The organism is Nannocystis pusilla (genome assembly GCF_026626665.1).
In the GTDB taxonomy this organism is placed as follows: domain Bacteria; phylum Myxococcota_A; class Polyangia; order Nannocystales; family Nannocystaceae; genus Nannocystis; species Nannocystis pusilla.
Map to the genome: position 1 here is coordinate 10,210,097 of NZ_JAPNKE010000002.1, position 25,537 is coordinate 10,235,633.

Genomic DNA, 25,537 nt, shown 5'->3' on the forward strand with positions numbered 1-25,537 from the left:
CCGTCAGCGCTGGGCTTCAGAGCGGGCGATGACGCGGGCGAGCTCGTCGCGCAGGCACTCGATGCACTCGAAGCGCATGAAGCCGACGCGACAGTCGCCGGGCGGGGTGGCGGCGATCCGCTGCAGGCCGGGCAAGGCCCGGGTGTCGCCGGACTCCCAGATCTTGTCGAGGATCGGTCGCTTGTCCTCGCAGTCGGTGACCTGCTCGAACCAGGCGAGGTTGCGCAGGTACTCGGGGATGCCAGGCTTGTCCTCGGGCGGGGCGAGGGCGATCGCCGTGCCGGCGCGCTCGCGGGCGCGGGCGTCGTCGCTGGTCAGCAGGGTCCGCGCGTGCTCGGCGTAGAGCTCCGGGACCTCGGCGACGAGCTCGGCGATGGCGCTGTGACCGGTGCGCCGCGGACGCGGGTCGTCGCTGGCGACGTCGTTCGCCGGGGCGCCCGCGGGGCTCGCGGCGGGATCGCTCGTGGGGCTGTCCTTTCGGCCAGACAGGGCGACCGCGACGAAGATGGTGATCACGACCAGCACGAGGCCGACGAGCCCGCCGAGCCAGACGACCCGCGGGATCGCGGTGGCGCTGCCGGTCGGCTCGGAGCGCGTGTCGGCGCGGCTCGCGGCGGCGGCGAGGGCAGGGGCGGAGAGCGACGCGGCCGGGGGCGCGGTCGAGGCGGCAGACGTATCGGCCGCAGGTCGAACGGTCGGGTGAGAGGCCGAGCCTGCAGCGGCGCTCGGCGAGGGAGGGGCAGGCGATGCGTCGGTGCGTCCGGAGGCGGGTGCGGACGCAGAGCCGGGCATGACCACGGAGAGCCTGGCGAACGGGACGGCAGCGACGACCTCGGCGACGGAGGGGGTCTTTTCGGGAGCCGGGCCGGGCCGCGCGACGGAGCCAGGAGCCGCGGCGGCTCCCGGACGCGCGGGGGAGCCGGGACGCGCGGCGGAGCGCGCGACGGAAGCAGCGGGAGGCGTGGGAGTCGCGGAAGCGGCTTGCGAGGTGAAAGTAGCGGGAGCGGAGGCGGAGACGGAAGCAGCGGGAGCAGAAGCAGCGGAGGCAGAAGCAGCGGAGGTAGAAGCAGCGGAGGCAGAAGCAGCGTGAGCGGGAGCAGAAGCAGGGGGAGCAGGAGCAGCGGGAGCAGAAGCAGCGGAGGCAGAAGCAGCGGAGGCAGAAGCAGCGGGAGCGGAGGCCGCGGGAGCTGCGGACGCTGCAGCAGGGCTCGCGCTGCCGCTCGCGGTGGCAATTTAGAGATCGCGGCCGGCGTTGCGGGGCCGGCGGCGGCGAGGATGAGGCTGACCTCGGCGCTGAGGGCGAGCTTGCGCAGCTCGTCGCGCACTGTGACGGCGGTCGCGGGACGCTCCTCGGGCTTGCGCGCGAGCAACTGGGCGACGAGGTTCGCCAGCGGCGGCGGGACCTCGAGGCGGGTCGCGCCGTGCAGGTGCGGGGCGGGCTTCGACAGCTGCGCGGCGAACAGGTCGGTGAGCGACTCGGCGTCCCACAAATAGCGGCCGGTGCAGGCCTCCCACAGGATGACGCCGAGCGCGTAGAGGTCGGCGCGGACGTCGACCTTCTCGCCCACGGCCTGCTCGGGCGCCATGTACCCGGGCGTGCCGACGACCGCGCCCATGCGGGTGATAGGAAGGCTGATGTCGGCGATCGTGCCGGTGCCCTCGCCGCCGGAGACGCGGGCGATGCCGAAGTCGAGGACGCGCGCGTGGAACTCGTCGCCCTCGCGCGGCTCGAGCAGGATGTTGTCCGGCTTGAGGTCGCGGTGGATGATGCCGAGGCCGTGCGCGGCCGCGAGGGCGTCGGCGATCTGCGCGCCGAGCTTGCACGCCTGCTGCCACGTCAACGGGCCTTGCTCGATCCGCTTCGTCAGGCTGTGGCCGCGCACCAGCTGGATCACCAGGTACGCGCCGCCCTCCGGCAAATGGCCGTAGTCGATCGCGCTGACGACGTGCGGGTGATCGAGCCGCGCCGTCGCCAGCGCCTCGCGGGTGAACCGCGCCTCGGCCTGGCTGTTGGCGGCGAACTGGGCCCGGATCGTCTTGAGGGCGACGTGCTTGTGCAGCTTGAGGTGCTCGGCGACGTACACGGCCCCCATGCCGCCCTCGCCGAGCAGCTCGACGATCCGGTAGCGACCGTCGATGATCCGACCGATCCACCGGACCGGCCGGTCGTCGCGCGGCGGCAGGGTGTCTGGGTGCGTCTTCGAGATGCCCCGACACTACACCGGGCGCGGTCGCGTTTGGCTGCCGTCTGCAGGCGTGCCATGCTCGGGGAATGCAGCGAATCTGGCTTACTTTGGTGGTGATGCTCGCCTGCGAGCAGAAGGACGGCGATCCGCAGGGGGAGACCGAGACGGCGGCGTCGACCGCGACCGACGCGACCGGCGCGCCAGACCCGACCGGCGGTTCAGGTACGGGCGGTCAGTCGAGCACGAGCGAGTCGTCGGGCGCGCCGGAGCCGACGACGGGCGGCGCGACGTCGAGTTCGAGCGGCTCCGAGCCGACGCCCGGCACGAGCAGCTCGGACCCGGGCGGCGATCCGGCAGCGGTGTGCCAGCAGTTCTGTGACCGGCTGGTCGCCTGCGAGCTCGAAGGCGCGTTCGACGGCTGCCCGTGCCAGCCGGAGCTGCTGAGCGGCACGAATTGCTTGCAGCGGTGGCAGCTGACCGCCGAGTGCTTTGAAATAGACACCTGCAGGTCGCTCGAGTCGGGCGAGTCGCCGTGCTGGAACGACTTCTCCGCCGCGACGGAATGGTGCCTGTTCGGCGATGATGGTTGCGAGCTCTTCCAGGAGTTCGGCGGAGACACGCCGCCGGACGGCTGCGTGTACGTCGACGAGTGCCTCGAGGCGCCGAGCCGCCGCCTCGTGTGCGACGCGGCCGAGTGCACCTGCGAGATCGACGGCGCCCCGGCCGGGACGTGCGCGCCCGAGGGCGTGTGCGACGACATCAAGCTGGCGCCGGCGCGCCTCGACGCCTGCTGCGGCCGCTGAGCGGGTTGCGAGGCGGCGCGGGCTCCCGTAGCTTTGCGGCATGCTGAGCCGTCGCGCGCTGCTCGGGGTCGCCGGCGGGCTGATGGTCGGCTGTCGAAAAGGACAGGTCGATGCCGTCGACGGGCCGCGCCCGACCGCGGCGGCAGCACCGATTGCGACGACCGCGGCGACGCCGACGACCTCGACGGAGACGACGACCATGCTGACGCGCGCCCACCCTCGTACGCACGAGGCCCTGCCGGTGATCGGCATGGGCACCTGGCAGACCTTCGACGTCGGGCGCGACGCGGGCGAGCGGGCGCCGCTGCGCGAGGTGCTGGCGCAGTTCGCCGGCGCGGGCGGGCAAGTGATCGACAGCTCGCCGATGTACGGGCGGGCGGAGGCGGTCGCGGGTGACCTGGTCGCGGAGACAGGTGCGCCGGCGCGGCCGTTCTGGGCGACGAAGGTGTGGACGCGCGGCCGCTCGGAGGGCGAGGCGCAGATCGATCGGTCGATGCGCCTGCTGCGGACGGACCGGCTGGATCTGCTGCAGGTCCACAACCTGCTCGACTTCGACACCCACATCGCCACGCTCCGGCGCCTGCGCGAGGCGGGGCGGGTGCGCTACCTCGGGATCACGCACTACACCCATTCGGGGCTCGACGAGCTGGAGCGGGTGCTCCGGCGCGAGCCGCTGGACTTCGTGCAGCTGCCCTACTCGGCGGCGACGCGCGCGGCCGAGCAGCGGCTGCTGCCCACGGCGGCCGAGCTCGGGGTGGCGGTGCTGGTGATGCGCCCGTTCGACGGCGGCTCGCTGTTCGAGCGCGTGAAGGGCCAGCCGCTGCCGGCGTGGGCGGCCGACCTCGATTGCACGAGCTTCGGTCAGCTCTTCTTGAAGTTCATCCTCGGGCACCCGGCCGTGCATTGCCCGCTGCCGGCCACGAGCTCGCCGAAGCACATGGCCGACAACGTGCGCGCCGGCTTCGGCCGCCTGCCCGACGCGGCGGAGCGCGAGCAGATCGCGGCGCTGGTGGCGGGGTGAGCGGCGATTCGTAGTAGATTGTCGTCATGGCGGCGCTGCGCGAGCGGCTCAAGACCGGGCCGAAGGTCCATCCGAAAGCGCTCGGGCTCGGGCGCGGCAAGGACAGCTACGACATCGTCTGAGCCGCGGACTCGGCGAAGTTCCACGCGCGCGGCAGCTCGGCGTCGCAGGCGGCGCAGACGAACCATTCGTCCTTGACGAGGTTCGTCTGGGCGCAGGCGGGGCAGCGACGGAACACGAAGGCGCGGGTGAAGCCGGCCGGCGCGGCGAGGCCGGCGGCGTTCAGGGCGGTGGCCACGGCCGGCCAGCAGTCGGGGTCGGGGCAATAACCGGTCGATTGATTGCTGACCTCGCGGACGACGATTCGCCGGTCGGCGGCGCGGCCGAGGCGGAGCTCGCCGGCCGCGAGCACGGCCTGACCGCCCGCGCAGTCGATGTGCTCGGAGCGGCGCGCGGCGAGGCGCAGGCGGCCCTGCAGGTCGACGACGTAGGTGGCGCCCTCGCCGGCGGCTTCCGGGTGGGCGGAGAACCAGCGCTCGAGGTCGTCGCCGCCGGTGATCACCGCCCCGGGCTCGCCGCGCTCGCGGTCGCGGATCGCCGGCGGGCCGACGTAGGCGTAACGAGTCAGCGCGGAGGATTCGGACATGGCGCGATGCAATGAAAGGACATGCTCTCACGAACATGTATGAAGAGACATGTCGAAGCGGTCATGTCACGGGGTCACGGGCGCTGAACACGCGGAGGCGCGACTCGGGGGGCAGCTCGGCGAGCGGGTCGTCGTCTTCGATCGCGGCGCCGTCGGGCCCGGTGGCGCGGACGATCTTGGTGCGAAAGATCCCGCTGGCGAGGCCGAGCAAGCTGGCGAGGTGGCGCTTTTTAGAAAAACGCGATCGACGCGGTCGCCCCACTGCAGCTCCAGCGGGAGCTCGGGGTAGTGGGAGGCGGCGAGCTTGCCGGTCAGCTCGAAGCGGGCGCCGCGGTCGGCCAGGGCGAGGGCGAGCCGGGCGATGTTGTGACAGTCGTCGATGCCGCGGTGGTGGGTGCCCTGCAGCTCGAGGCCGAGCGCCTGCAGCATGGCGGGCATGCCGGTGGTCTTGGCCTTCTTCAGGACGTCGAGGAAGATCTTTTTGATGTTGATCCACCGGCGATAGGCGCGCGGCAGGCTGCCGATCGGGATGCCGGCGGCGGCGCACTGGACCGGGAGCATGGTCTGCAGGTCCCAGTCGCCGCAGGTGACGAGGGCGAACCGCTCGCGGCCCTGGCTGTCGAAGAGACCATGTCCTTCGAGCCAGGCGCGGTGGGCGGCCAGGACGTCGGCGAACACCGGGGCGCCGTCGACGTCCTGCTGGCGGATGGTGGTCAGCTCGGTGCAGAACGCGCTGAGCGTCGGGTGATGCACCGGGCGGACGAAGGTGCTGAAGCTGTCGACGACCTCGCGGTCACGCAGCGAGACCAACACCGAGGGGAACTCGATCACCTCCTGTGGGCTCGGCGGGTTGCTCGAGTCGCAGGTGGCTTCGAAGTCGAGCACGACGACGCGGTCGAACGCGGCGGGCATGGCGGGCACGGATGGCACAGGTCGCGCGCGCTGACGAGGCGGGAGTTTGGCCGGCGACCTCGCGCGGCCGCGTCCTGCGCTTGCGGAGAGGCGGCGGGCGTGACATCGTCGGAAGATGGGATGGAAGTGCTCGGGGCCGCGGCGATGGGTCATGGCGGGCTTGCTCGGCGCTTGCGGCCCGCAGCCGCCGGGACAGGACACGGCGGGCTCGAGCTCGACCACGAGCACGAGCGGGACGTCGACGAGCGAGGCGCCGACGAGCGAGGCGCCGACGAGCGAGGCGACGGTCGCGAGTACGACGGTCGAGAGCATGACGGAGCCGGGGACGAGCACGACCGGCGGGCGGCAGTGCGAGAGCTCGCTGGACTGCGGCGAATGCCAGCTGTGCATCTTCGGGCTCTGCCTGGAGGACCTCGCGTGCTGCGGGCGCGACGATCTGGGGGAGCGCTGCACGCCGCCCGAGCTCGAATGCGCGGACGACAGTGACTGTCCCAAGGGCCAGGTATGCGACCTCGCGGAGCACTCGTGCGTGCCGGTCGGCCCGGCGGAGCTGCCGGCATGCCCGGAGGCGCCCGGCGAGGTGGCGATGTCCGGGCTGAGCCATGCTCCGAGCGCGCTCGCGCTGGCCGACCTCGACGGCGACGGCGACGTCGACTTGCTGGCGGCGCAGCCCTCGGTGGGCCAGATCGAGCTGGCGTGGAACGACGGGGCCGGGACGTTCGTCGCCGACGGCGCGGTCGACCTCGGCGGGCCGCGAATCGACGTGCGGATCGCCGCCGCCGACCTCGACGGCGACGGCTCGCCCGATCTGGCGGTGCTGCACGACGAGGTGGTCGGCGTGTGGTTCGGGCAAGGCGGGCTGTTCACGCCGGGGCCGATTTTCATGCCGAACGGCGGACCGCGGGTCATCCACATGGCGGACGGCGACGGCGACGGCGCGCGGGACCTGATCGCAATCAACGAAAAATTGCCGGGCTTGCGGTTCTGGCGCGGCGACGGCCTCGGAGGCTTCGCGGCGGTGGAAGATGACAACCTGAGCTTCGTCGGGCTCGGCGCGAGCGTGTTCGACGTGAACGGCGATGGCAGGGCCGATGTGCTCGCGCCGCCGGCCGCCGGTTCCGGCGAGATCCGGATCTTGCTCGGACAGGCGACGGGCCTGTGGAAGTCAGGCGGTTCGCTCGAGGTCGGGCCAACGACGTGGACGCGGGTGCTCGGCGGCGATCTCGACGGTCAAGCGGGCCCGGAGCTGGTGGGGACGCGGCAGCACAGCGGCGAGGGGCTCGCGCGAGTGTGGCGATCCACGGAGGCCAGCGAGTGGGACGAGGGCGCTGCTGAATTCGTGGTCGGTCAGCCGCTGTTCGGCGCCGAGGTGATCGACGTGACCGGCGACGACCTGCTCGACCTGGTGTCGGCGACGCAGGCGCCGGTGATCAGCGTGCTGGTCGGCGACGGGGCCGGCGGCTTCGCGTGCGAGCAGCTCCTCGCCGCGCCGGCCGCGACCGCGCCCGAGGTGCTGCGAATCGCCGATGTCGACGGCGACGGCGGCGTCGACCTGATCGCGGGCAGCCGTGATGCGACCACGGTGCTGACGATCCGCGGCCCGTGAGCGCCACGGCGTTCGCGGCAGGAAGCGGCGCGAGAGGGGGCAGGACGCGCGCTTCGTCCTCCTGAGGGCGAACGCTGTCGCAGTGACGCGCCGCCGCCGACGAGGGGGCCACGTTCCTCGCCTGCCTCAGGAGCGCCGCCGACGACGCCTCCTCGCTGTGCGTCGCGGGGCAGTGGGCCCGCTCCGGTTGCCACGGGGCGGCCGTGGTTCACAGCATGTATTCGTCGGTCATCAGGCAGAACATCGGGTCGCCGGGTTGACCGATCTGCGGCAGCAGGCGGCACTCGTAGCCCTCGCGCGGGCAATCGCTGTCGTCGGTGCATTCGACGGCGCAGGCCTCGAAATAGCCGGAGGCGCCGATGCACAGGGCGTCGGGGGCGCAGGCGGGGTCGCCGGCCTCATAGAAAGTCATGGCGTCGGGCAGGGTGCACTCCTTGGTGCAGTAGCCGCCCGGCAACGCATAGAGCATCAGGATGTCGGTGAGGCACACGCCCTTGTCGCCGAGGATCGCCGAGCACTCGTCGTCGGACTGACAGGCGTGGCCCCATTCGCCCATCAGGCCCGGGTCCGGCTCGCCGGTGGTGCCGGTGGTGGTCGTGGCCTCGGTGGTGGAGGTCGTGGTCGCGGGCTCGCCGGTGGTCGCGGGCTCGCCGGTGGTGGTGGTCGTCGTGTCGACGGCGCCGGTGGTCGGATTGGTGTCGACCGTGGTGGTGCCAATGGTGGCACCCGGGCCGGTCGGCTCGATCGGCTCGGTGGTGGCGCTGGTGGTGCCGCCGGTGGTGGTGGTGGTCTCGGCGGTGGTGTTGCCCTGTTTGTAGACGGGCGGGCAGCCGGTCAGCACGATTGCGAGCAGGGTCAGGCGGAGCGGCGACATGGTCCTTTCATGGTACCGCGCCGCGCGGCCGGGCCTCAAGCAGCCGCGAGGCCGGTTCACGCGGCGGCGGGCGGATCGCGGCGCGTATTCGAGGTGTCGGGCGGCGGCGGCATGCGACCGGCGGCGCGCAGGCTGCTGACCTTCTTGAGCACGTCGAACCAGAACGGGGCGCCGAGCGAGGCGGCGAGGCCGGTGAGCAGCAGGCCGAGGACCTTGTTGACCCACCACCACACGTTCTGCTGCGGCGGGTTGTCCTCCCAGCCGACGGGGATGCCCAATTGATTGATGGTACTGATGTCGGTCTGCAATTGCCGCAAGGCGCCGGCGGTGGCCGACGGCGCGGTCTCGGCCGCGGGGGTCGGCAGGGGCGACTTGACGTCGGCGGGCTGCGGGGCGGCCGGGGTGAGGTGCGCGGGCGGGGACTCCTGCTTGACCGCCTCGGTGGCCTGGGCGATGAGCGAGGCGCGGAGCACCGGGTCGTTGGCGAGGGAGCGGGTGATCCGGATGGCGTCGAGGTTGAGGGCGGCGACGAAGAAGACCGCGAGCAGGGTGCTCCACAGCTGGGCGCGGCGGCGGTAGACCTCGCTGACGCGGCCCATGCCGGCGTTGAACCACGCCTCGACGTCGTGCTGCAGGACGGCGAGCTTGTTGACGCCGGCGCGGGTGTCGAGCTCGACGTGATTGACGAAGGTGAGCAAGGTGTCGGTGACGCGATTGCCGAGCTCGCCGCGCTTCGACTCGATCTGCGCCCGCATCTCGGCGAGGTTGCCTGCCACCAATTGTCCGGTGCCGTCGGCCGGCCGCAAGGCGATGTCGAGCAGCGCCATGGCGAACATCCGCGGCGGGATGTACGAGGGGGCCCTGCTGTCGCCGCCGGTGGCGGCGTCGCGGTGGAGGCCGCGCAGCAGCGGGTGCTGGTAGAGGGCGCGGGTGATGTCGGGCTGGCCGGCCCGGGCCTCGCCGTCGTCCCTGCCGACGAGCAGGCGCAGGCCGGCGGCGAGGTCCTTGGCGCGCCACTTGAAGATCGAGGCCAGCAGCTCGTTGCCCGCGGTGATGGCCAGGCTGGTGGCGAGGAACACGAAGATCAGTCCGATGGCGATGTCCAGGACGACGGAGTCGAACACGGCGGCCTCCTGCAGGCGCGGCTGAACAGACAGGCTGCCAGGAAGGACGACGCGACGGAAGCTCGCGGGCGGCGGGCGCGGGCGCGCAGGGCGGGGAACGGTGTGTATATTGAGATGGTCGGGCGGATCCGCGCGAGGTGACGAAATCGCTACGTCGGCGGCGCGCGGGCGGCGAAGCGGCGCGATGACCCGACGGGTGGGTTCGCGCGCCGAGGGGCCTGACCGCGTGCGTCGGCGAATCGCGGGATCGAGCATGTCGCCGGGGCGGCGGGACGGAGGTGGTTCTCTGGACATGCTTGAAAGAGCATGTCGCGGGGGACATGTGAGGCCGGACGGACCGCGCCCGGATGCCGGTCGGCGCCCTGGATCGCGCCGCGGGTGTCCCCGGTCTCCTCGACCTCGTCGACGGACGTCCGAAGCCGACCGGGCGACGTCGCGGGGGGGACGCGGGTATCATGGGCCCATGGTCGCTGTTCGCCTGGCCTCGACCGCCGTCATGCTCCTCGCCTGCGCGTGTGCGCGTCCGCAGGTGACACCGCAGCCGTTCGTGCCCGCGGAGTGGCAGCAGGCGTGTGTGGTCGACGATACGAGCTTGCACCGCTCGTCCGGGCGCACGGTCGAGTTCCGGCCTGCGCCCGGCCGCGCGACGCTGACCGCCAGCCATCGCTGGGGGGAGGTCGAGCCGCGGATCGGCGAGCTGCTGATCGAGCTGCCGAAGGCCCGCGAGGGCGAGGCCGAGGTCCACGGCGGTCCGGGAGCGGTTTACATGGAGAGCCTCCAGGCCGGATCCGCGGTGTGGCGGCTGCAGGGCCAGGTCCGCTGGCGCGACCTCGAGGACGGCCGTACCGAGCTCGTGCTCGCTCTGGTGATGCAGGGGACCGACTACGAGGTCCGCGGCACTCTGGTCGCCCGCCGGGTGCAACACCCCCGCGAATGTTCCTGAGGGTGGTACTCGGTCGTCGGCCACGGGATCGGCGGGCGAGACGGTGCGGAAGGCATCGACTGTGAGTCCTGCTGAGCGTGCTCTCGCTGAAGGGAGTCAAACCGGATAGCGACGGATAGCCGGTAGACCGCGGGGAGCTGCTCTCGGGAAACTGGGACGATGCCGCTCGCTGGCCAGGCGGATGTCGATCGGCGAGTCGCGGCGCGCCCGAGAACGCGGGGGTTGGCGCGGGGCCCGATGCGCCGTCAGGGGGCCTTGTCGCCGCGGGTCGGCGGGCGGCGCTGGTGCAGCCAGCCGCGGTAGGCCTCCATGCGCGCGTGCTGGTCGGCGGGGGCGCGGAAGCTGCAGGTGGCGAGCTCGTCGCTGCCTTCGGGGGCGCCCCAGCGCAGCTCGGGGCAATCGTTGGGGTTGTAGGCGCGCTCCAGCGCGGCCTCGCGGTCGGCGAGGTCGCGCAGGGTGAGGGTCCACGGGCTGCCGTCGCTGCGGGTGTAGGTGATCGCGTACTGCGGGTCGCGGAGCAGGACGTCGAGCTCGTCGGCGAGGGCGTGGGCGCGGGCCTCGGGGTCGCCGCCGGTGACGTAGAGGGCGGGCCGCTCGCGCACGCGGTCGGGCAGGCCGCGGACGACGTCGAGGGCGGCGAGCAGGCGGAGGTCGCGGCCGGGGGTCGAGTGGCTCTCCCACGCGCCGGTGGCCTCGAACACCTGCCAGCCCTTGGGCATGGCGATCGCTCGCTTGCGGTCGCGCTGGAACTCGGCGGCGCGATCGATGGGCCCGACGCGGTCGCGCGCGAGCGCGGCGAAGGCGGCGACGGCCTCGCGCTGCTGCCGGGAGGCGTCCCACGGCGGCGGCTCGAGCAGCGCGCGGACGGCGTCGTAGAAGGCGGTGCCGGCCAATTCGGCGTGGCCGGTCCAGATGTCCCCGAGGTCAGGTGCGCCGGCGATCGCGGCGTCGCCGAGCTGGACGAGGCCGCCGCCGGGCTGGCGCACGACGGGGCGGAACTGCTTGAAGCCGACGCCGCCGTGGGCGCGCTCGGTGCTCCACAAGAACTCGCCCTCCCAGAACTCGCGGCGGACGATGCCGCCGTCGGGCTGGCCGTCGACGGCCAGCAGGGCGCCCGGGCGGCCGTCCTGCGCGGGCACGAGGTCGACGACGAAGAAGACGTGGCCGTAGGGGTCGGCGTAGACGGCCCCGGGGCGCAGGCCGCGGTGGTCGAGGCGCACGGGGTAGAGGTCGGAGGCGGAGTCGCCGACGGCGGTGCGCGGATTGCCGGCGTGGACGCCCCAGCCGAGGTTGCGGTGGACGAAGCGCTGGACCCGCGCGAGCTCGGTGGCCGGCATGGTGAAGCCGGGGCCGGGCGCGAGGTTGGTGCGCGCGTCGCCGCAGCGCGGGGCCTTGCCGTCGCCGCCGCGCTGGCACTTGCGATAGGCGAACGGGAGCCGGCGCTTCCACGACCAGTAGGCGCGCACGACGTAGGGGAGGTCGGCGCCGTCGGGGCGCAGGCGCAGGGCCAGAGGATTGTCGAGCCGATCTTCCTGGAGGCCGAGCGCGTCGTGGAGGAGGTTGCGCGCGGGATCTCCGGTGGCGACGTCGAGCCGGGCCAGGGCCGGCGATTCGTTCGGCGGGGCGGCGAACAGGTCGCGCACCCAGGCGCTGTAGAGCGCTTCCTCGGCGGCGGTCCAGGCCCGCTCGACGGCCCAGGCGCGGCCCTTGGCGGCGAACGGGGGGCGCTGCGGCGGCTCGGCGAGGACCTGTACTTGGAGCAGGTCACTGCGGCGCCGTCGCGCACGACCGCGAAGGTGTACTCGCCGGCGGCGGCGGGGGTGAAGCCGGCGACGGCGGAGGACGGGGTGCCGAGGTGCACGCGGGCGTCGAGGGCCTCGGCGGGCGCGCCGTCGCCGGCGAGGACGTGCAGGCCGAGAGCGATGTCGTCGTCGAGGGTGGCGGCGAAGATCCGCAGGGGCTCGCCGGCCAGCGGGGAAAATGGCGCGACCAGGAGACCGATCGCGGGATCGTCGGCCTCGGGGCAATCCATGGTGGCACCCGCGAGCGAGGGCGGTACGACGGCCGGCGGCTCGGCGGGCGGATCGACGGGTGGGGGAGCGGGGGGCGGTGGTTCGGGCGGCGGGTCGACCGGATCGGCGGGCGGGTCGACGCGCTCGGCGACCTCGGAGGTGGGCTCGTCGCCGCGATTGAAGCGGGAGACGACCGCGCCGAGGAAGACCAGCGCGGCGAGCACGACGCCGACCCTCAGCCAGCGATCGCGGGCGCTCGGGGCCATGCGGATCGGCGGGAGGCTGGGCAGCGGGAGGTTGGTGGGCAGGACGGGCGCGGGCGCGGGCTTGATGGGGGCCGGCTGGGTGACCGCGAGGCCGACCGGCAAGAGGGTCGGGAGGTCGTGGAGCGCGCCGGGCTGGGCGGCGCCGGGCGAGGACGATGAGATGTCCCTCGGGACAGGTGGATCGCTGGCCGGTGGTTCGCGGCGCTCGGCGTCGGCGAGGAGGGTGCGATCGAGCGGCGAGACGGGGGCGCCGGGCTCGGGGAACAGGTTGGGCAGAGAGCGCCGCGGGGCCTCGACGAGGGGCCGCTCGACGAGGGGCTTGTCGAGGATGACGGTGATGGGAGCGCCGGGCTCGGGGATGAGGTTGGGCAGCGCACGCCGCGGGCGCGGGCCGCTCGGAGACTCGAACTCGAGGGCGTCGAGGGCAGGGACCAGGGCGGGCGAGGACTGGGCGCTGGAGGGCTCGCGGCGGGCGAGCAAGGTGGGGACGGCGTGGGTGCTCGAGGGCTCGCGGCGGGCGGCGAACAGCGGAGCAGACCCCTCGCGCCGGCGCGGGCCGGGGACGGTGGCGTCCTGCAGGAGGACGGAGAGCTCGGGCACGAGCGCGGGCGCCTCGGCGCGCTGGAGGTCGGACTCGGGCGGGGTGAGCAGGCCGAGGTCGGGCAGCGCGGCGGGGACGAGAGGTGGGGCGGGCGGGTCGACCGGCGCGGGGGGCGAGGGAGCGACGACGCGGGCGGCTGGCGCGGGGCCGGCGACACCGGCGGCGCCGGGGCGATTGGCGAGACCGATGGCGGCGAGGGTGCCGGGCGGGATGAACGGTCGCGGGTATGGATTGGTGATCGGGGGATCGGTCCGGGCGGGCCGGGTTTGGCGACGACGAGCGGGAGGTGCGGAGGGATCCACGCTGTCGGCTGGCCGACCGACACGGCCGGGAACTCGGAGAGCGGGAGGCGGAGGCCGGGGCCCGATGAAGCGGGGGAGAGAGGTGGGTCGTAGGGAGGGTCGACGATGAGGGGGTCGCGCGGCGAATCACCAGAGTCGCGACTGGCGAGAGCGGCGAGTGAGTCGTCCGAGGAGGTCAGAGGGGATTCGTCTTTCGCGGAGGCGTGGCGCGCGGAATCGGGGCGGGAGGAGGCGCGAGCGGGGCCGGGCGAGGCGGGGTCGCGAGGGGCGGCGGGCGCTGCGTCGGATGGGGTCGGGATGGATTCGCCGGCGAGGGGAGTCGGGGCGGAGCGGTGCGATGAATCGGGGCGGGAGGAGGCGCGAGCGGGGCCGGGCGCGCCGTCGAGAGATGGCGATTCGCCGAAGGACCTCGGGGGGATTCGAGAGACGCGGTGGCGGGGTGAGAATGGGAGGCCGGGCGAGGGGCTGCGGGGAGAATGGGCGAATGAGGGGAGTCGGGGGACGGCGACGTGGGATGAGGGCGGGAAGATTCGCCGGACGACTTGGGCCTCGGCTCGAGGGAGGGAGAGGCGGTATGGGGGCGGGAGGATTCGCCGGAGGGCTTCGGGCGGGGCTCGAGGGAGGGAGAGGAGGGATGGGGGCGGAAGGATTCGCCGGCCTTCGGTTTCGGCTCGAGGGAGGGCGAGGCGGGATGGGGGCGGGAGGATTCGCCGGCCTTCGGCTTGGGCTCGAGGGAGGGCGAGGCGGGGTGAGGGCGGGAGGATTCGCCGGCGGGCTTCGGGGGAGCGAGGGGCGGAGAGGCGGGTTGCGGGCGGGACGGCGCGCGCGCGGACCCGGCCGAGGGCGGGCGAGGCAGCGGGCGGATGGTGGGGCGCGATTCGGGGCGCGCGGCGGGCTCGCGCGGAGCAGAGCGGCGAGATTCGTCGGCGACGGCCTGCTCGCCGAGCGGCGCGGTGGCGGCGGCGGTGGGATCGTTCAGCGGGATCGAGAGGATCAGCGGTCCGTCGTGGACGGGCTGCGGCGGGGCGCTCAGTCGATACAGGGGAGCGGCGTCCTCGAGGGCCGGCAACATCGGCGGCTGGGCCAGCAAGGGCGGGTCGGAGGAGCTGTGCCGCGAATCGCTCACGATCGATTGATCGGGCTGAGGCGCGGCGAGCGTCGATTCGGCGGCAGGCGCAAGCGGGTCGGTAGGCTCGGCCGCGATCGCGAGGGTGTCGTCGGACTCGTCGTCGTCGGTGACGATGGGGGAAAATTCGCGGCGCCTGGGCGCAGGAGGGGGCGCGGGCGGGTCGTCGTCGTCAGGCTCGAGGACAGCCAGCGAGGTGAGCGACTCGGCAGGGGAAGGGTCCGGGGCGCCGCGAGCGAGGAGGGCGAGCGGCGAGGAGTCAGGGACGCGCTCGCCGGCGTCGCGGGGATCGAGGACGGCGAAGGCAGAGAGCGAATCGGCGGGGTCGAGCAGGCGCGGCGACGGTGCGCTGCCGGAGTCGCGGGGATCGAGGACGGCGAAGGCGGTGAGCGAATCGGCGGGGTCGAGGCGCTCCGAGGAAGGTGGAGCGCGAAGGTCCGGAGTGCGGGGGGCGACGCCGGATGCGTCAGGCTCGAGGTCGGCGAGCGCGGAGAGAGAATCGGCGGGGTCGAGCTCGGAGAGGTCGCGTGATTGCGGGGCGGGCTCGGAGCGAGGGGGCGATTGTGGGGCGGAGAGAGAATCGGCGGAGTCGGGCTCGGAGCGAGGGGGCGATTGTGGGGCGGAGAGAGAATCGGCGGAGTCGGGCTCGGAGCGAGGGGGCGATTGTGGGGCGGAGAGAGAATCGGCGGAGTCGGGCCCGGAGAGGGGGCGCAATCGCGGGGCGGAGAGAGAATCGGCGGGGTCGAGGTCGGAGTGGAGACGCGATTGCAGGTAGGTGAGAGAATCGGCGGGGTCGAGCTCGGAGGATGCGGGCGAGCTCGATGCGAGGGCGGAGAGAGAATCGGCGGGGTCGAGCTCGGCGGGGAGGGGGGCCGATCGGCGGGCGGAGAGAGAATCGGCGAGGAGGGGGGCCGATTGGCGGGCGGAGAGGGAATCGGCGGGGTCCGGGGTCTCCGGGGCAGAGCGGAAGCCGCCCGAGTCCTGCGTTCCGAGGCTGGCCAGCGAGGTGAGCGAATCTCCTGGCTTCGGGGCTCGATCGTCGGCGGCGTAGTTCGGCGGGACGGCCTCGAAGGGCAGCTCGGGATCGGCCTCTTTGCGGGAAGAAGATGCGGCGGCGGCTTCGCGGTGGGGCGAATCCGGCGAGGGCGAAGCGGGCGGCGGATCGGCAGCGGGGGCGGCCTGGATGCGAGCAGGGGCGAGCGGGGTGGCTTCTTCTGCGGTCGGTGCGTCGGCGCGGAGGCGCGTGCCTGAGGTCGGCGGGGCGGGCTCGAGTTTGTCGCGGGAGTCGAGGGTTTCGAGCTCGAGAGCGCCGAGGGCCCGAGTGAGGGAGTCCTGGGGATCGGGTGATGCGTCGGCGAGCGGTGCGGCGTCGGGTTCGAGAGGAGGTGAATCAGCGCGCGCGTCGGAGGCCGGCGAGGGCGAGGAGGCCTCGATGGCGTCGAGGGCTCGAGTGAGTGAGTCCTGGGGATCGGGTGATGCGTCGGCGAGTGGTGCGGCGTCGAGTTCGAGCGACGGCGAATCAGTGCTCGCGTCGGGGGCCGGCGAGGGCGAGGAGGCCTCGATCGCGTCGAGGGCTCGAGTGAGGGAGTCCTGAGGATCGGGCGAGGCGTCGGCAGGAGATGCCGCGTCGAGTTCGAGCGACGGTGAATCAGTGCGCGCTTCGGGGGCCGGCGGGGGGCGGGGAGGCCTCGAGGGTGTCGAGGGCTCGAGTCAGGGAGTCCTGGGGGTCGGGTGATGCGTCGGCGAGCTGTGCGGCGTCGAGTTCGAGCGACGGGGAATCAGTGCTCGCGTCGGGGGCCGGCGAGGGCGAGGAGGCCTCGATGGCGTCGAGGGCTCGAGTGAGGGAGTCCTGGGGGTCGGGTGATGCGTCGGCAGGAGATGCCGCGTCGAGTTCGAGCGACGGTGAATCAGTGCGCGCTTCGGGGGCCGGCGGGGGCGGGGAGGCCTCGATGGCGTCGAGGGCTCGAGTCAGGGAGTCCTGGGGGTCGGGTGATGCGTCGGCGAGCGGTGCGGCGTCGAGTTCGAGCGACGGGGAATCACTGCGCGGGGAGGATGGGTCGGCCGGGGAGGCCTCGAGGGTGTCGAGGGCCCGGGCCAGCGAGTCCTCGCGGGTTGGGGTGCCGAGGTCGTGGCGGTCGGTGCGGAGGGTCGCGGCGTCGAGAGGGCGCAGAGAACCGGCGGAGGGCGGGGGCGGCCGGAGTTCCGTGCGAATGTCGAGCGCGGAGGGGGTGCGGGGAGGCTCGGCGTCGGAGGAGACGTCGAGCGCGTCGAGGGCTCGCGTGAGCGAATCCTCGCGACCCCGAAGTGGTGGGAAGCGGCGAGAGGAGAGGCCGACGTGCTCCGAATCGCCGGCGTGGGGAGAGACCGTGTCGGAGCTCGAAGCTGCGGCGAGGGGGAGCGCAGGCGGCTCGTGGTCGACGGGTCGGGAAGCGGGGCGCTCGCGGGTTGGAAGCTCCGCGAGCGGGCGCGAATCGGTGCGCTCGACGGTCGGAACGGGGAGGGGCTGGAGCGGCCGCGATTCTTCGACAATGCCGGTCGCGTGAGCTTCGGCGAGAGGTTCGGCGATGTCCAGCGCGTCGAGGGCTCGCGTCAGAGAGTCTTCCCGGTCGTGGCGAGCGTCGAGCAGACGCGGAGCGTCGGAGGCAGCGAAGGATTGCAGAGCTTCGTTCGTGCCGGGAGATTGCGAGGCGTCGGGGAGGGCGATGAATTGCGGGGCGTCGCGAGTGTCCAGGAGGAGGGAAGCGTGGTGGACGTCGGGAGAGGAATCGGTGTGATGAGCGAGCGCGCCGAGCCGGGCGTCCTGTGCCGGCTCGGCGGCGGGCGGTTCGGCCTCGAGCGCGTCGAGGGTGAGGGTCAGCGAATCGTCGCCGCGCGAGGGGGTGACTCCGGCGTCGTCAGGGCGCGGCAGATCGATCGAGGTCTCCGCCGATGCATGGCCGGAGCCGCTGATGTGGGCCTCGAACGTGAAGGGGGCGGCGTCGACGACCGCGAGAGGTTGGGCGGGCGCTTGCTCGGAACCCGAGAGGATCGAGGCGGCGCGGGCGGTGTCGGCTGCGGCGAAGGTCGAGAGCTCGGTCGGGTCGAGCTCGATCGTCAGCGAGTCCTCGGGGAGCGGGACGTGCGGGAGGGCGTGCGCGGACGCTGCTGCGAAGGTCGCAGAGTCGTGCGGGTCGAGCACGAGCGGGGTGGCGTCGTCGAACTCGAGGGCGTTGAGCGGGGCGAGGGCGTCGTCGAGCTCGCGGGCCGAGAAGGGACCGCTCGGCGGCTCCGATGCTCCGGCGACCGGACGCGGTGAGTCGTTGCGGCGCGGCGAAGGGTCGAAGAGCTGGAGGTCGGGCAGGTCGATGGCGTCGGGCTCGGTCCGCGACGGCGAGGATGCGGCGGGCTGCGGGGCCGTGGGCTCGAAGAGAGGTTTGTCGTCGCCGGCGACGACATGCTGAGCCGAGGTCGAGGGGATGGCGAGCTCGGGCGAATCGAGAGTGCCGTCGCGGGCGGCGGAAAGCGGGGAAGCGGGGTCGCTGGCGAGGGCGAGCGAGGAATGAGAGGAGGCGTCGCGGGAGGTTTGGTCGCGGGCGACGGCGTGCGGGTCGTGGGAGGAGGTGTCGGCCGCGGGACGCGAGATATGGGATGCGCCGCGGGAGGATGCGTCGCTGGTGGGGAGCGGGGAATGAGATGAGGCGTCGCTGGCGGGGAGCGCGGAATGAGGAGACGAGCCTCGGGGGGAGGTCTCGACTGCGGCGGGGAGCGAGGAATGAGGGGAGGTTTCGGCCGCGGCGGGGAGCGGGGAATGAGATGCGTCGCGGGTCGTCTCGACCGCGGCGGCGAGGGATGAATGGGGGGAGGTCTCGGCCGCGGCGGGGAGCGGGGAATGAGAGGTTTCGGCCGCGGCGGGGAGCGAGGAATGAGGAGATGCGCCGCGGGTGGTCTCGGCCGCGGCGGCGAGGGAGGAATGGGGGGAGGCGCCGCTGGCGGAGAGCGGAGTGGCTGGTTCAGAGGCGGCGGAGAGCGGAGAATAAGAGGAGGAGTCGTCTGCGGCGGAGAGCGAGGAGCGGGGGGAGACGGCTGGTGAGGGAGCGTCACTGGCGGCGGCGAGCGGAGAAACGCGCGACGCGGCTCGTGAGGGGCGCCGCTGGCGGGGAGCGGGGAATCAGAGGAAGCGGCGCCGGTGGGGGAGAGCGCGGAATGAGGAGATGCGTCGTCCGCGGCGCCTGAGGGATGGTGAGAGGCGGCCGGCGAGGGAGCGTCGCTGGGGGAGCGCGGGGAAGTGGAGATATCGCCCGCGGCAGTGAGCGAGGCATGGGCCGAGGCGACTCGAGAGGGCGCGTCCGCGGGGGAGAGCGGGGAATGAGGAGATACGTCGTCCGCGGCGACTGAGGAATGGTGAGAGGCGGCCGGCGAGGGAGCGTCGCTGGGGGCGCGCGGGGAGGCGTCATCCGCGGCAGTGAGCGAGGAATGGGTTGGAGCGAGTCGAGAGGACGCGTCGGTGGGGGAGAGCGGGGACCGAGGGGAGGCGTCGTCCGCGGCGGGGTCCGAGGAATGGATTGAGGCGACTCGAGAGGACGCTTCGCTGGGGGAGAGCGGAGAATGAGGGGAGGCGTCGCCGGCGTCAGGGGAATGGGGGAGGCGTCGCTGGGGGAACGGGGAGAGGCGTCGCGCGAGACGGGAGGGGCTGGTGGGGAGGGCGGGCCCAGGCGTGAGAGGGAGGCGTCGCCCGTGGTGTCGAGGGCCTGGCGGGCGAGTTCGTCGGGGTCCTGCGCGCTGGCCTCGTCGCCGCCGACGAGCGCTTGCGGGAGTTCGATGAATGAAGACTCCCACAGGCGAATGCCGTACTTGCGGCCCAGGGGGATGATGTCGCTGCGGATCCACGCGATCGCGCGGTCGAGGGCGGCGCGGCCGCCGAACAGGCGGCTGCGCGCGAGCTCGCGGCCGTTGACGGCGGAGATGGCGAAGCGCAGCTCGTCGGCGGCGACGCGGTAACACACCGGATCGCCGGCCCCCTTGAGCAAGCTGCGAATGCCGTGATCGCGGGCCTTGGGGGTGCTGTACCCGTGGCTGAAGAGGAGGGCCTCGCCGCGCTCGTCGTTGAGGTGGAAGTAATGGTGGCCGTCGTCGGCCTTGAAGGCCTCGAATCCGGCGACGCCCGAGGTCGATCTGCGGGTCAGGTCGTAGCCCGATTCGGCGACCTTGCGGCGGGTGCGGGCGCCCGCGTACTCCTTCGCCTCGATCGGGGCGAGCCGCACGAGCTGGGCGATCGCGGCGTCACACTCGGCCTCGCTCGCCAGCCACGGGCTGCGCGCGATCTCCCGGCCGTTGCGGGCGGTCAGCACGAAGTAGCGCCGCCCCTCGGCCTCGCGGCGATCGTAGCGCCGCGGATCGGCGGCGGCGCCGAGGACCGATTCGACCTGCTCGTCGCGCGCGAACCGGGTGGTGAAGCCGCGCAGGTAGAGCAGGACCTCGCCGCGCTCGCCGTGGACGTGCGCGGTGAAGAGGCCGTCGCTGGCGCGGTTCAGCAGCTCGAGGCCGGGCTTCTTGGCCGTCGTGCAAGCCGCGAGGTCGTAGCGGACGGCGACCTGGATCGTGTCGACCGGTTTGGCGCCGCTCTTCTGCGGCCTGGCGAGGTTGATGACGCGGAAGCGCTCGCCGGTGGCGGCCCAGCGCTGCATCTCGGCGAGGCCGGCGTCGGCCTCGGCGGGGTTGGGGCAGGCGATCCCGCGGGCCAGGAGCTCGCCGTCCTCGCCGCGCAAGGTGAAGTGATAGCTGTCGCCGTCGACCTGCAAGGAGGCGTCGACGCCCTCGCGCAGGCTGGCGATGACGGCCTCGATCGCGCGCTGCACCGCGGCCTGGTCGCGGAACTCGACGCTGGTCAGGCCGACGCGCTCGCCCTCGAGGACGACCTGGAACGCGAGCGCGTCGCGCGACTGCTGGACGACACGGAAGTACACGAGGCTGGCTCCCGCGATGACCGGCGCCCGGTGCGGCGGCAGGCCGGAGCACCGCCAATCTATCACGGGCACCCACGGCGCGGCGCGCACGATCGCGGGGTGCGACGGGTGCGAGATCGTAGGCCGCGCAGGCACCGATTCGCGGCCGATCGGACGGATCCGCGCGCGCTTTTGCGAGGGCCCCAGACCCCACCGCCGCGAGTCGGTGTGCGCGCAAGGAGATGTCCCTGGGGACAGACCTGCAGAGTCGGCGAACATGACGAAACGAGAGCTGCGGGCCGCGCCCGATCTGTTAACATTGGCCGCGTCACGGAGCCGCTTGTGTCGCAGACGCCATGAATCGGCGGGCGAGGAGGCGAGATGTCTGAATGGACAGGTCACTTCCGAGGGCGTCGGCGCGGGCGAGATGGTCGGAGGGGCAGGTCGCGCGTGCGGGCGACGAAGGGGCGTCGGTGCGGGCGAGATGGTCGGAGGGGCAGGTCGCGCGTGCGGGGAGTGTTGCGACGCGAGCGGGCGACGGCGGGGGTGCGGAGGCGATCGCGTCGGCGGGAGATTGAACCAAGACGGGTCGGGGCCATGCGGCCTGGAGATGTCCGAAGGGACATGTTCTCGATCGGCGCGATGAACCCGGCAGATCCTCGGCGGCTTCTCGGAGCTGGCCGGATGGTCAGGTCGCACGTGGCCGCGACGAGGTCGGGGTGACGGTGCGGCGGTTCGCCTCGTACGCCGAGACGGCGAGAGTCGACGACGCGACGCTGCGGGCGGCGGCGCAGGACGGCGCGGCGGAGGACCGGGCGCTGGCGTGCTGGCGGCTGATGACGCGGGGGCAGGCGTTGACCACGATCGGGGCGGGCGGGCCCGACGCGGGTCATCGACGGTTGCTCCTGCTCAACTTCGCGGTGGCGCGGGAGGTGGAGCTGCTCGAGGCGGTGGCCCAATTCGACCCGGAGCCGGCGATCCGGCGCGAGGCGTTGGGCTGGCTGATCCGCGTGGCGCCCTCGCCCGTGCCGGCGATGTTGCGAGTGCGCGAGGCGGCCGCGGAGGAGCCCGATCTGGCGTTCGAGCTCGTGGAGGCGAACCGGCAGTTCGCCTGGGACGCGCTGGCGGCGGAGCTCGAGCTGCGGCTCTCCGCCGCCGACGTGGCGACGCGCGCCCGCGCGAGCGATCGCCTGTTCGAGCTGGGCGACACGGTGCCGCCGGCGCTCCGAAGCGCGGTCGAGGTCGAGGTCAACGCGGTGCTGCAGCGCTCGATGCTGTCGCGCTGGGCGCAGTCGGCCGACCACGCGGCGCTGATCGAGGCGCTGACGGCGTGGGTGCGCGGACGCGAGGCAATCGTGCAGGCGCTGGTGGGGGCGGGTCGCAGCTATCCGTTCGAGATGTTGGCGCCGGTGGCGGCCGCGGGCGACGCTGCGGCGGTGACGGAGCTGCTCGGGCCGCCGTACTCGCCGCCGGCCGGGGCCTGGCTTTTGGGGCAGATGAGGGCGGCGCTGGCGGAGGGGCGAGACATCGAGGTGCTGCTGCAGCGATTCGCGGGCGCCTGTCGCGAAGGCGCGGTGTCGCCTGTGAGCGACGATGACGCGGCGCTGGTGCTCCTGCTCGCAGGCGAGGACGTGCCCTCGACGCTGAGTCCGGAGCTGTCCCGGCTGTTGCAGGCGCCGCACCGCACCTTGCGTCTGCTCGCGGCGCGGGAGCTGAGCCGCCATGACATCGCGTCGCCGGCAGTGCAGGCGATCGGGCTGGCCGAACTGGACGAGGAGATGCTGGCGCGCTGGGCCCGCTCGGACCACCACGCGTCGTTGCTCGCCGCGGCGCTCGGAGCGGCGAGGGAGCTCGTCGCGTCGCCGCTGCCGTGGTCGGAGGCCCTGTCGGCGCTGGAGACCGCGCTGCCGCGGTGGTCGGCGGTGCTGTGGGCGTTGACGACAGCGGGACGCAGAGCTCCGTGGGAGGCGCTGCAACCGATCGCCGAAGCGCTGGCGACGGAGTACGTGGAGCCGCTCCAGCTCGTGGACTCACAGGTCGTGGTGGCGCTGATCTGCCTGTCCGAGCGGCCCCTGGTCCCGGCGGCGCGTCGCTGGCTGGTGGTGATGGAAGACCGCTCGCGGCTGTTCTCCGGCGACGGGTGGGCGGTGCGCGAGGCGCTAGGGTCGGTGCCGGCCGGCGATCTCGAGGCCGACGAGCTCGAGCTGTTGCAGAGCTTCCGCGAAGAGGAGCGCGAGCTCTCGGAGGAGTGAGCGATCGGGGCTGCGCGGCGGGGGGAATGTGAAAAGATGCGGGTCGTGGATCCGCATCGACTGTTCACAATCCTCAATAGCGCGTCGCTGGCCGGGTGGGTGCTGCTGTGGCTGGCGCCCCGGGCCCGCGTGACGCAGCGGCTGGTGTACAGCGGGCTGTTCTCGCTGCTGCTGGCGGCGATCTACCTGGCGATCCTGGTGCCGCACTTCGCGTTCGAGGACCTGCGCGCGTTCAATTCGCTCGAGGGGGTGATGCGGCTGTTCCAGGACCCGTGGGTGATGCTGGCCGGGTGGGTGCATTACCTGGCGTTCGACCTGTGGATCGGGGCGTGGATCGGGCGCGACGCGGCGGCCCGCGACTGCCCGCGCCTGCTGGTGGTGCCGTGCCAGGTGTTGACGCTGCTGCTCGGGCCCGTGGGGCTGCTGGTGTACGTGGCGCTGGTGCGCCGGGCGCTGCCCTCCGGGCGGCCGTGAGCCGGCTCGGGCCGGCGTTTGCGGCCCGTGCGCGAGGCGCGTGAGCCGGCGCGGTCGCGCCGGTTCGGCGGTGTGTGCGAGGCCGCGGTCCGGCGCTGGCGCGGCCGCCGAGGAGGGTCGGACTTCCTCGCTTCGGGGCGTTCGCGCGGGCGCCCTCGGGCCCACGAGCGCGCGGGCCCGTGACGTGGAGGCGGGCCTGCGGTGCGGTTTCGGCGAGGGACGAGCGACGGGGCGGGCCCACGGCGCGGGGTCGGCGAGGGGGCGCGGGGGCTGGCGAGGGTGAGCGGGCCCGCGAGGGCGGGGCCGCCCACTTCGGCGCGCGGCGCTTATGATCCGCCGATCATGAAGTACTCGCGGCCCCCGTTCTCCTGTTCGTGTCTCGCGTCGCTGGCGGCGCTGATGGTGCTGGCCTGCGGCGACGCGGGGTCGGCGACGACCGAAGACGCCAGCTCGACGGGCACGGCGACGACGACCGAGGCCGCGACGACCGAGGAGACGCCGACGACGACCGAGGCGACGACGACCGAGACGGCGAGCACGACGAGCGAGGACCCGACCACCGGCGAGCCGCTGCCGCCGGCGGAGGTGCCCGAGGGCTGCAACCCGATCGCGTACGCGGCCGACTGCATGCTGCCGTACCCGTCGGACTTCTTCCTGGTCGAGGACGCGGGGCTGCCGGGCGGGGTGCGCGTGGCGCTGACGGAGCAGGCTGTCCCCAAGACCATGATGGGCGTGGCGGTCGACAACCTGGCGTCGCACCCGGCCGACGGGTTCTCGCATCACATGCCGATCCTGGCGCTGTTCCCCGAGGGCATCGACACGCAGAACCTGACGTTCCACAGCGACGGCGGCGACGCGACGCTGGCGGCGACCAGCCCGACGCTGCTGATCGAGGCGGACACCGGCGAGCTGGTGCCGCACTGGGTCGAGCTCGACGCGATGACGTCCGACCCGACGCGGCAGGCGCTGATCGTGCGGCCGTTCGTGCGGCTGAAGGACAGCGCGCGCTACATCGTGGCGTTCCAGGGGCTGGTGGCGGGCGACGGCTCGGCGGTGGCGCCCCCGCTGGGCTTCGCGCACGTGCTGCAGGGCGACGTGGCCGGCCACCCGGTGCTGGAGCCGCTGGCGCAGCGCTACGAGGAGCAGATCTTCCCGGCGCTCGAAAAGGCCGGGGTGAGCCGCGCGGGGCTGCAGCTGGCGTGGGACTTCACCACGGCCTCGGAGGCGCGCAACACCGACGATCTGGTGGCGATCCGGGAGGACGTGATCGCCACGCTCGGACAGAGCGGGCCGGCGGTCGAGTTCGACAACGTGATCCCCGACTACAGCGAGGAGTTCGCGCTGCGCGTCGAGGGCAAGATCGAGGTGCCGCTGTACCTCGAGGCGGACGAGCCGATGGCGCGGATCCACCGCGGCGCCGACGGCAAGCCGGAGGCCAACGGGACGATCTGGGTGCCGTTCACGCTGCAGGTGCCGAAGTCGGTGTACCCGCTCGACGCCGATTTCGAACCGGCGCGCATCATCCAGTACGGCCACGGCTTCTTCGGCGAGCGCGAGGAGATCAACTGGAGCGCGATGCGGGCGTTCTCGACCGAGCGCAAGTTCATCATGGTCGCGACCGAGTGGGCCGGGATGGCGCTCGAGGACCAGGGCGCGGTGGTCGAGTCGATCTTCGACGACCCGTCCAACGTGTTCCTGTTCACCGACCGCCTGCACCAGGGCTTCGCCAACCAGCTGGCGCTGTCGTACGCGATCCAGACCACGCTCGCCGAAAGCGACGAGCTCAAGGCGTTCGACAAGCTGCTGTACGCGCCCGACGAGGTCTACTGGTACGGCATCTCGCAGGGCTCGATCTTCGGCCTGACGTTCATGGCGCTGTCGCCGGTGATCGAGAAGGCGGTGCTCGACGTCGGCGGCGGGCCCTACTCGCTGATGATGACGCGCTCGGGCTCGTTCTCGATGCTGTTCGACATCGTCAAGGTGGTGATCGGCGACGAGCCGCTGGCGATCCAGAAGTTCATCGCCCTGTCGCAGCACACCTGGGACCGCGTCGACCCGCTGACCTACGCGCCGCGCGTGCTGCAGCAGCCGTACGACGACAGCCCCGAGCGCAAGATCCTGTTCACGTACGGGGTCGGCGACCACTCGGTCAACAACCTCGCCAGCCACCTGCTGCTGCGCGCGACCGGGATCGACCTGCTCGACCCGACGGCGCAGCCGGTCTACGGCCTGCAGACCACACCCGCGCCGGCGGCGGGCTCGGCGGGCGTGCCCGTCGACTTCCACGTGCCGGAGCTGCCGGGCATCGAGGCGAAGATCCCGCCGGAGCCGGCCGACGAGTACAACGTCCACGAGCTGGTCCGCCGCAACCCGAAGGTCCGCGAGCAGATCGACATGTTCCTCCGGCCAGGTGGGCAGATCGAGAACTTCTGCGACGGGGCCTGCGACCCCGAGTGAACGGCGGCCGG

The 25,537-nt window shown here is 73.0% G+C and carries 18 protein-coding genes; 10 read left to right on the top strand and 8 right to left on the bottom strand.

Annotation, left to right across the window (positions count from 1 at the left end):
• Positions 1 to 3: 3 nt before the first annotated feature.
• Together OV079_RS45205 and OV079_RS45210 are read right to left on the bottom strand one after the other, a co-directional pair.
• Positions 4 to 525, bottom strand: coding sequence for a hypothetical protein (locus OV079_RS45205; RefSeq protein ID WP_267776095.1), 522 nt, complete (start codon positions 523 to 525; stop codon positions 4 to 6).
• Complete coding sequence (locus OV079_RS45210) at positions 513 to 2,207, bottom strand: serine/threonine-protein kinase (protein WP_338089141.1); 1,695 nt, start codon at positions 2,205 to 2,207, stop codon at positions 513 to 515. The genes OV079_RS45205 and OV079_RS45210 overlap by 13 nt, the downstream gene beginning before the upstream one ends.
• A gap of 65 nt (positions 2,208 to 2,272) precedes the next feature.
• Here OV079_RS45210 and OV079_RS45215 point away from each other — a divergent pair, with 65 nt between their 5' ends.
• Together OV079_RS45215 and OV079_RS45220 are read left to right on the top strand one after the other, a co-directional pair.
• A complete protein-coding gene (locus OV079_RS45215) occupies positions 2,273 to 2,989 on the top strand; it encodes a hypothetical protein (protein ID WP_267776096.1) in 717 nt (238 codons plus the stop codon).
• Positions 2,990 to 3,029: 40 nt separating this feature from the next.
• Positions 3,030 to 4,010 (top strand): aldo/keto reductase, encoded by a 981-nt coding sequence (locus OV079_RS45220; RefSeq protein ID WP_267776097.1) that lies wholly within the window; start codon positions 3,030 to 3,032, stop codon positions 4,008 to 4,010.
• 106 nt (positions 4,011 to 4,116) lie between these two features.
• On the opposite strand, the gene OV079_RS45225 is transcribed toward OV079_RS45220, so the two are convergent.
• Positions 4,117 to 4,656 carry a hypothetical protein gene (locus OV079_RS45225; protein ID WP_267776098.1) on the bottom strand — a complete coding sequence of 180 codons (540 nt, stop codon included), beginning with the start codon at positions 4,654 to 4,656 and terminating at the stop codon, positions 4,117 to 4,119.
• A 66-nt stretch (positions 4,657 to 4,722) separates the two neighbouring features.
• A complete protein-coding gene (locus OV079_RS45230) occupies positions 4,723 to 5,568 on the bottom strand; it encodes a 3'-5' exonuclease (RefSeq protein ID WP_267776099.1) in 846 nt (281 codons plus the stop codon).
• A 115-nt stretch (positions 5,569 to 5,683) separates the two neighbouring features.
• Between OV079_RS45230 and OV079_RS45235 the strand changes: the two genes are divergently transcribed.
• On the top strand, positions 5,684 to 7,174 hold the full coding sequence (locus OV079_RS45235; protein ID WP_267776100.1) for an FG-GAP repeat domain-containing protein: 1,491 nt from the start codon (positions 5,684 to 5,686) through the stop codon (positions 7,172 to 7,174).
• 208 nt (positions 7,175 to 7,382) lie between these two features.
• On the opposite strand, the gene OV079_RS45240 is transcribed toward OV079_RS45235, so the two are convergent.
• Positions 7,383 to 8,048: a hypothetical protein gene (locus OV079_RS45240; RefSeq protein ID WP_267776102.1), complete on the bottom strand. Its 666-nt coding sequence runs from the start codon at positions 8,046 to 8,048 to the stop codon at positions 7,383 to 7,385.
• A 56-nt stretch (positions 8,049 to 8,104) separates the two neighbouring features.
• On the bottom strand, positions 8,105 to 9,172 hold the full coding sequence (locus OV079_RS45245; protein WP_267776104.1) for a hypothetical protein: 1,068 nt from the start codon (positions 9,170 to 9,172) through the stop codon (positions 8,105 to 8,107).
• 463 nt (positions 9,173 to 9,635) lie between these two features.
• Between OV079_RS45245 and OV079_RS45250 the strand changes: the two genes are divergently transcribed.
• A complete protein-coding gene (locus tag OV079_RS45250) occupies positions 9,636 to 10,115 on the top strand; it encodes a hypothetical protein (protein ID WP_267776106.1) in 480 nt (159 codons plus the stop codon).
• A gap of 245 nt (positions 10,116 to 10,360) precedes the next feature.
• Here OV079_RS45250 and OV079_RS45255 read toward each other — a convergent pair whose 3' ends face one another.
• On the bottom strand, positions 10,361 to 11,758 hold the full coding sequence (locus tag OV079_RS45255; RefSeq protein ID WP_267776107.1) for a hypothetical protein: 1,398 nt from the start codon (positions 11,756 to 11,758) through the stop codon (positions 10,361 to 10,363).
• Positions 11,759 to 11,970: 212 nt separating this feature from the next.
• Between OV079_RS45255 and OV079_RS45260 the strand changes: the two genes are divergently transcribed.
• From OV079_RS45260 to OV079_RS45270, 3 genes are all read left to right on the top strand, one after another.
• A complete protein-coding gene (locus tag OV079_RS45260; protein ID WP_267776108.1) occupies positions 11,971 to 12,552 on the top strand; it encodes a hypothetical protein in 582 nt (193 codons plus the stop codon).
• Positions 12,553 to 14,428: 1,876 nt separating this feature from the next.
• Complete coding sequence (locus tag OV079_RS45265; RefSeq protein ID WP_267776109.1) at positions 14,429 to 14,953, top strand: hypothetical protein; 525 nt, start codon at positions 14,429 to 14,431, stop codon at positions 14,951 to 14,953.
• A gap of 1,597 nt (positions 14,954 to 16,550) precedes the next feature.
• Positions 16,551 to 17,717, top strand: a complete 1,167-nt coding sequence (locus OV079_RS45270; RefSeq protein WP_267776111.1) for a hypothetical protein — start codon at positions 16,551 to 16,553, stop codon at positions 17,715 to 17,717.
• 781 nt (positions 17,718 to 18,498) lie between these two features.
• Here OV079_RS45270 and OV079_RS45275 read toward each other — a convergent pair.
• The gene (locus tag OV079_RS45275) at positions 18,499 to 20,454 is read right to left on the bottom strand and encodes a YegP family protein (RefSeq protein WP_267776112.1); all 1,956 of its coding nucleotides are present in this window, start codon (positions 20,452 to 20,454) and stop codon (positions 18,499 to 18,501) included.
• Between the two features lie 608 nt (positions 20,455 to 21,062).
• Between OV079_RS45275 and OV079_RS45280 the strand changes: the two genes are divergently transcribed.
• From OV079_RS45280 to OV079_RS45290, 3 genes are all read left to right on the top strand, one after another.
• On the top strand, positions 21,063 to 22,595 hold the full coding sequence (locus tag OV079_RS45280; RefSeq protein ID WP_267776113.1) for a hypothetical protein: 1,533 nt from the start codon (positions 21,063 to 21,065) through the stop codon (positions 22,593 to 22,595).
• Between the two features lie 45 nt (positions 22,596 to 22,640).
• Positions 22,641 to 23,069: an ABA4-like family protein gene (locus OV079_RS45285; RefSeq protein WP_267776114.1), complete on the top strand. Its 429-nt coding sequence runs from the start codon at positions 22,641 to 22,643 to the stop codon at positions 23,067 to 23,069.
• 342 nt (positions 23,070 to 23,411) lie between these two features.
• Positions 23,412 to 25,526 carry a hypothetical protein gene (locus OV079_RS45290; protein WP_267776115.1) on the top strand — a complete coding sequence of 705 codons (2,115 nt, stop codon included), beginning with the start codon at positions 23,412 to 23,414 and terminating at the stop codon, positions 25,524 to 25,526.
• Positions 25,527 to 25,537 lie beyond the last annotated feature (11 nt).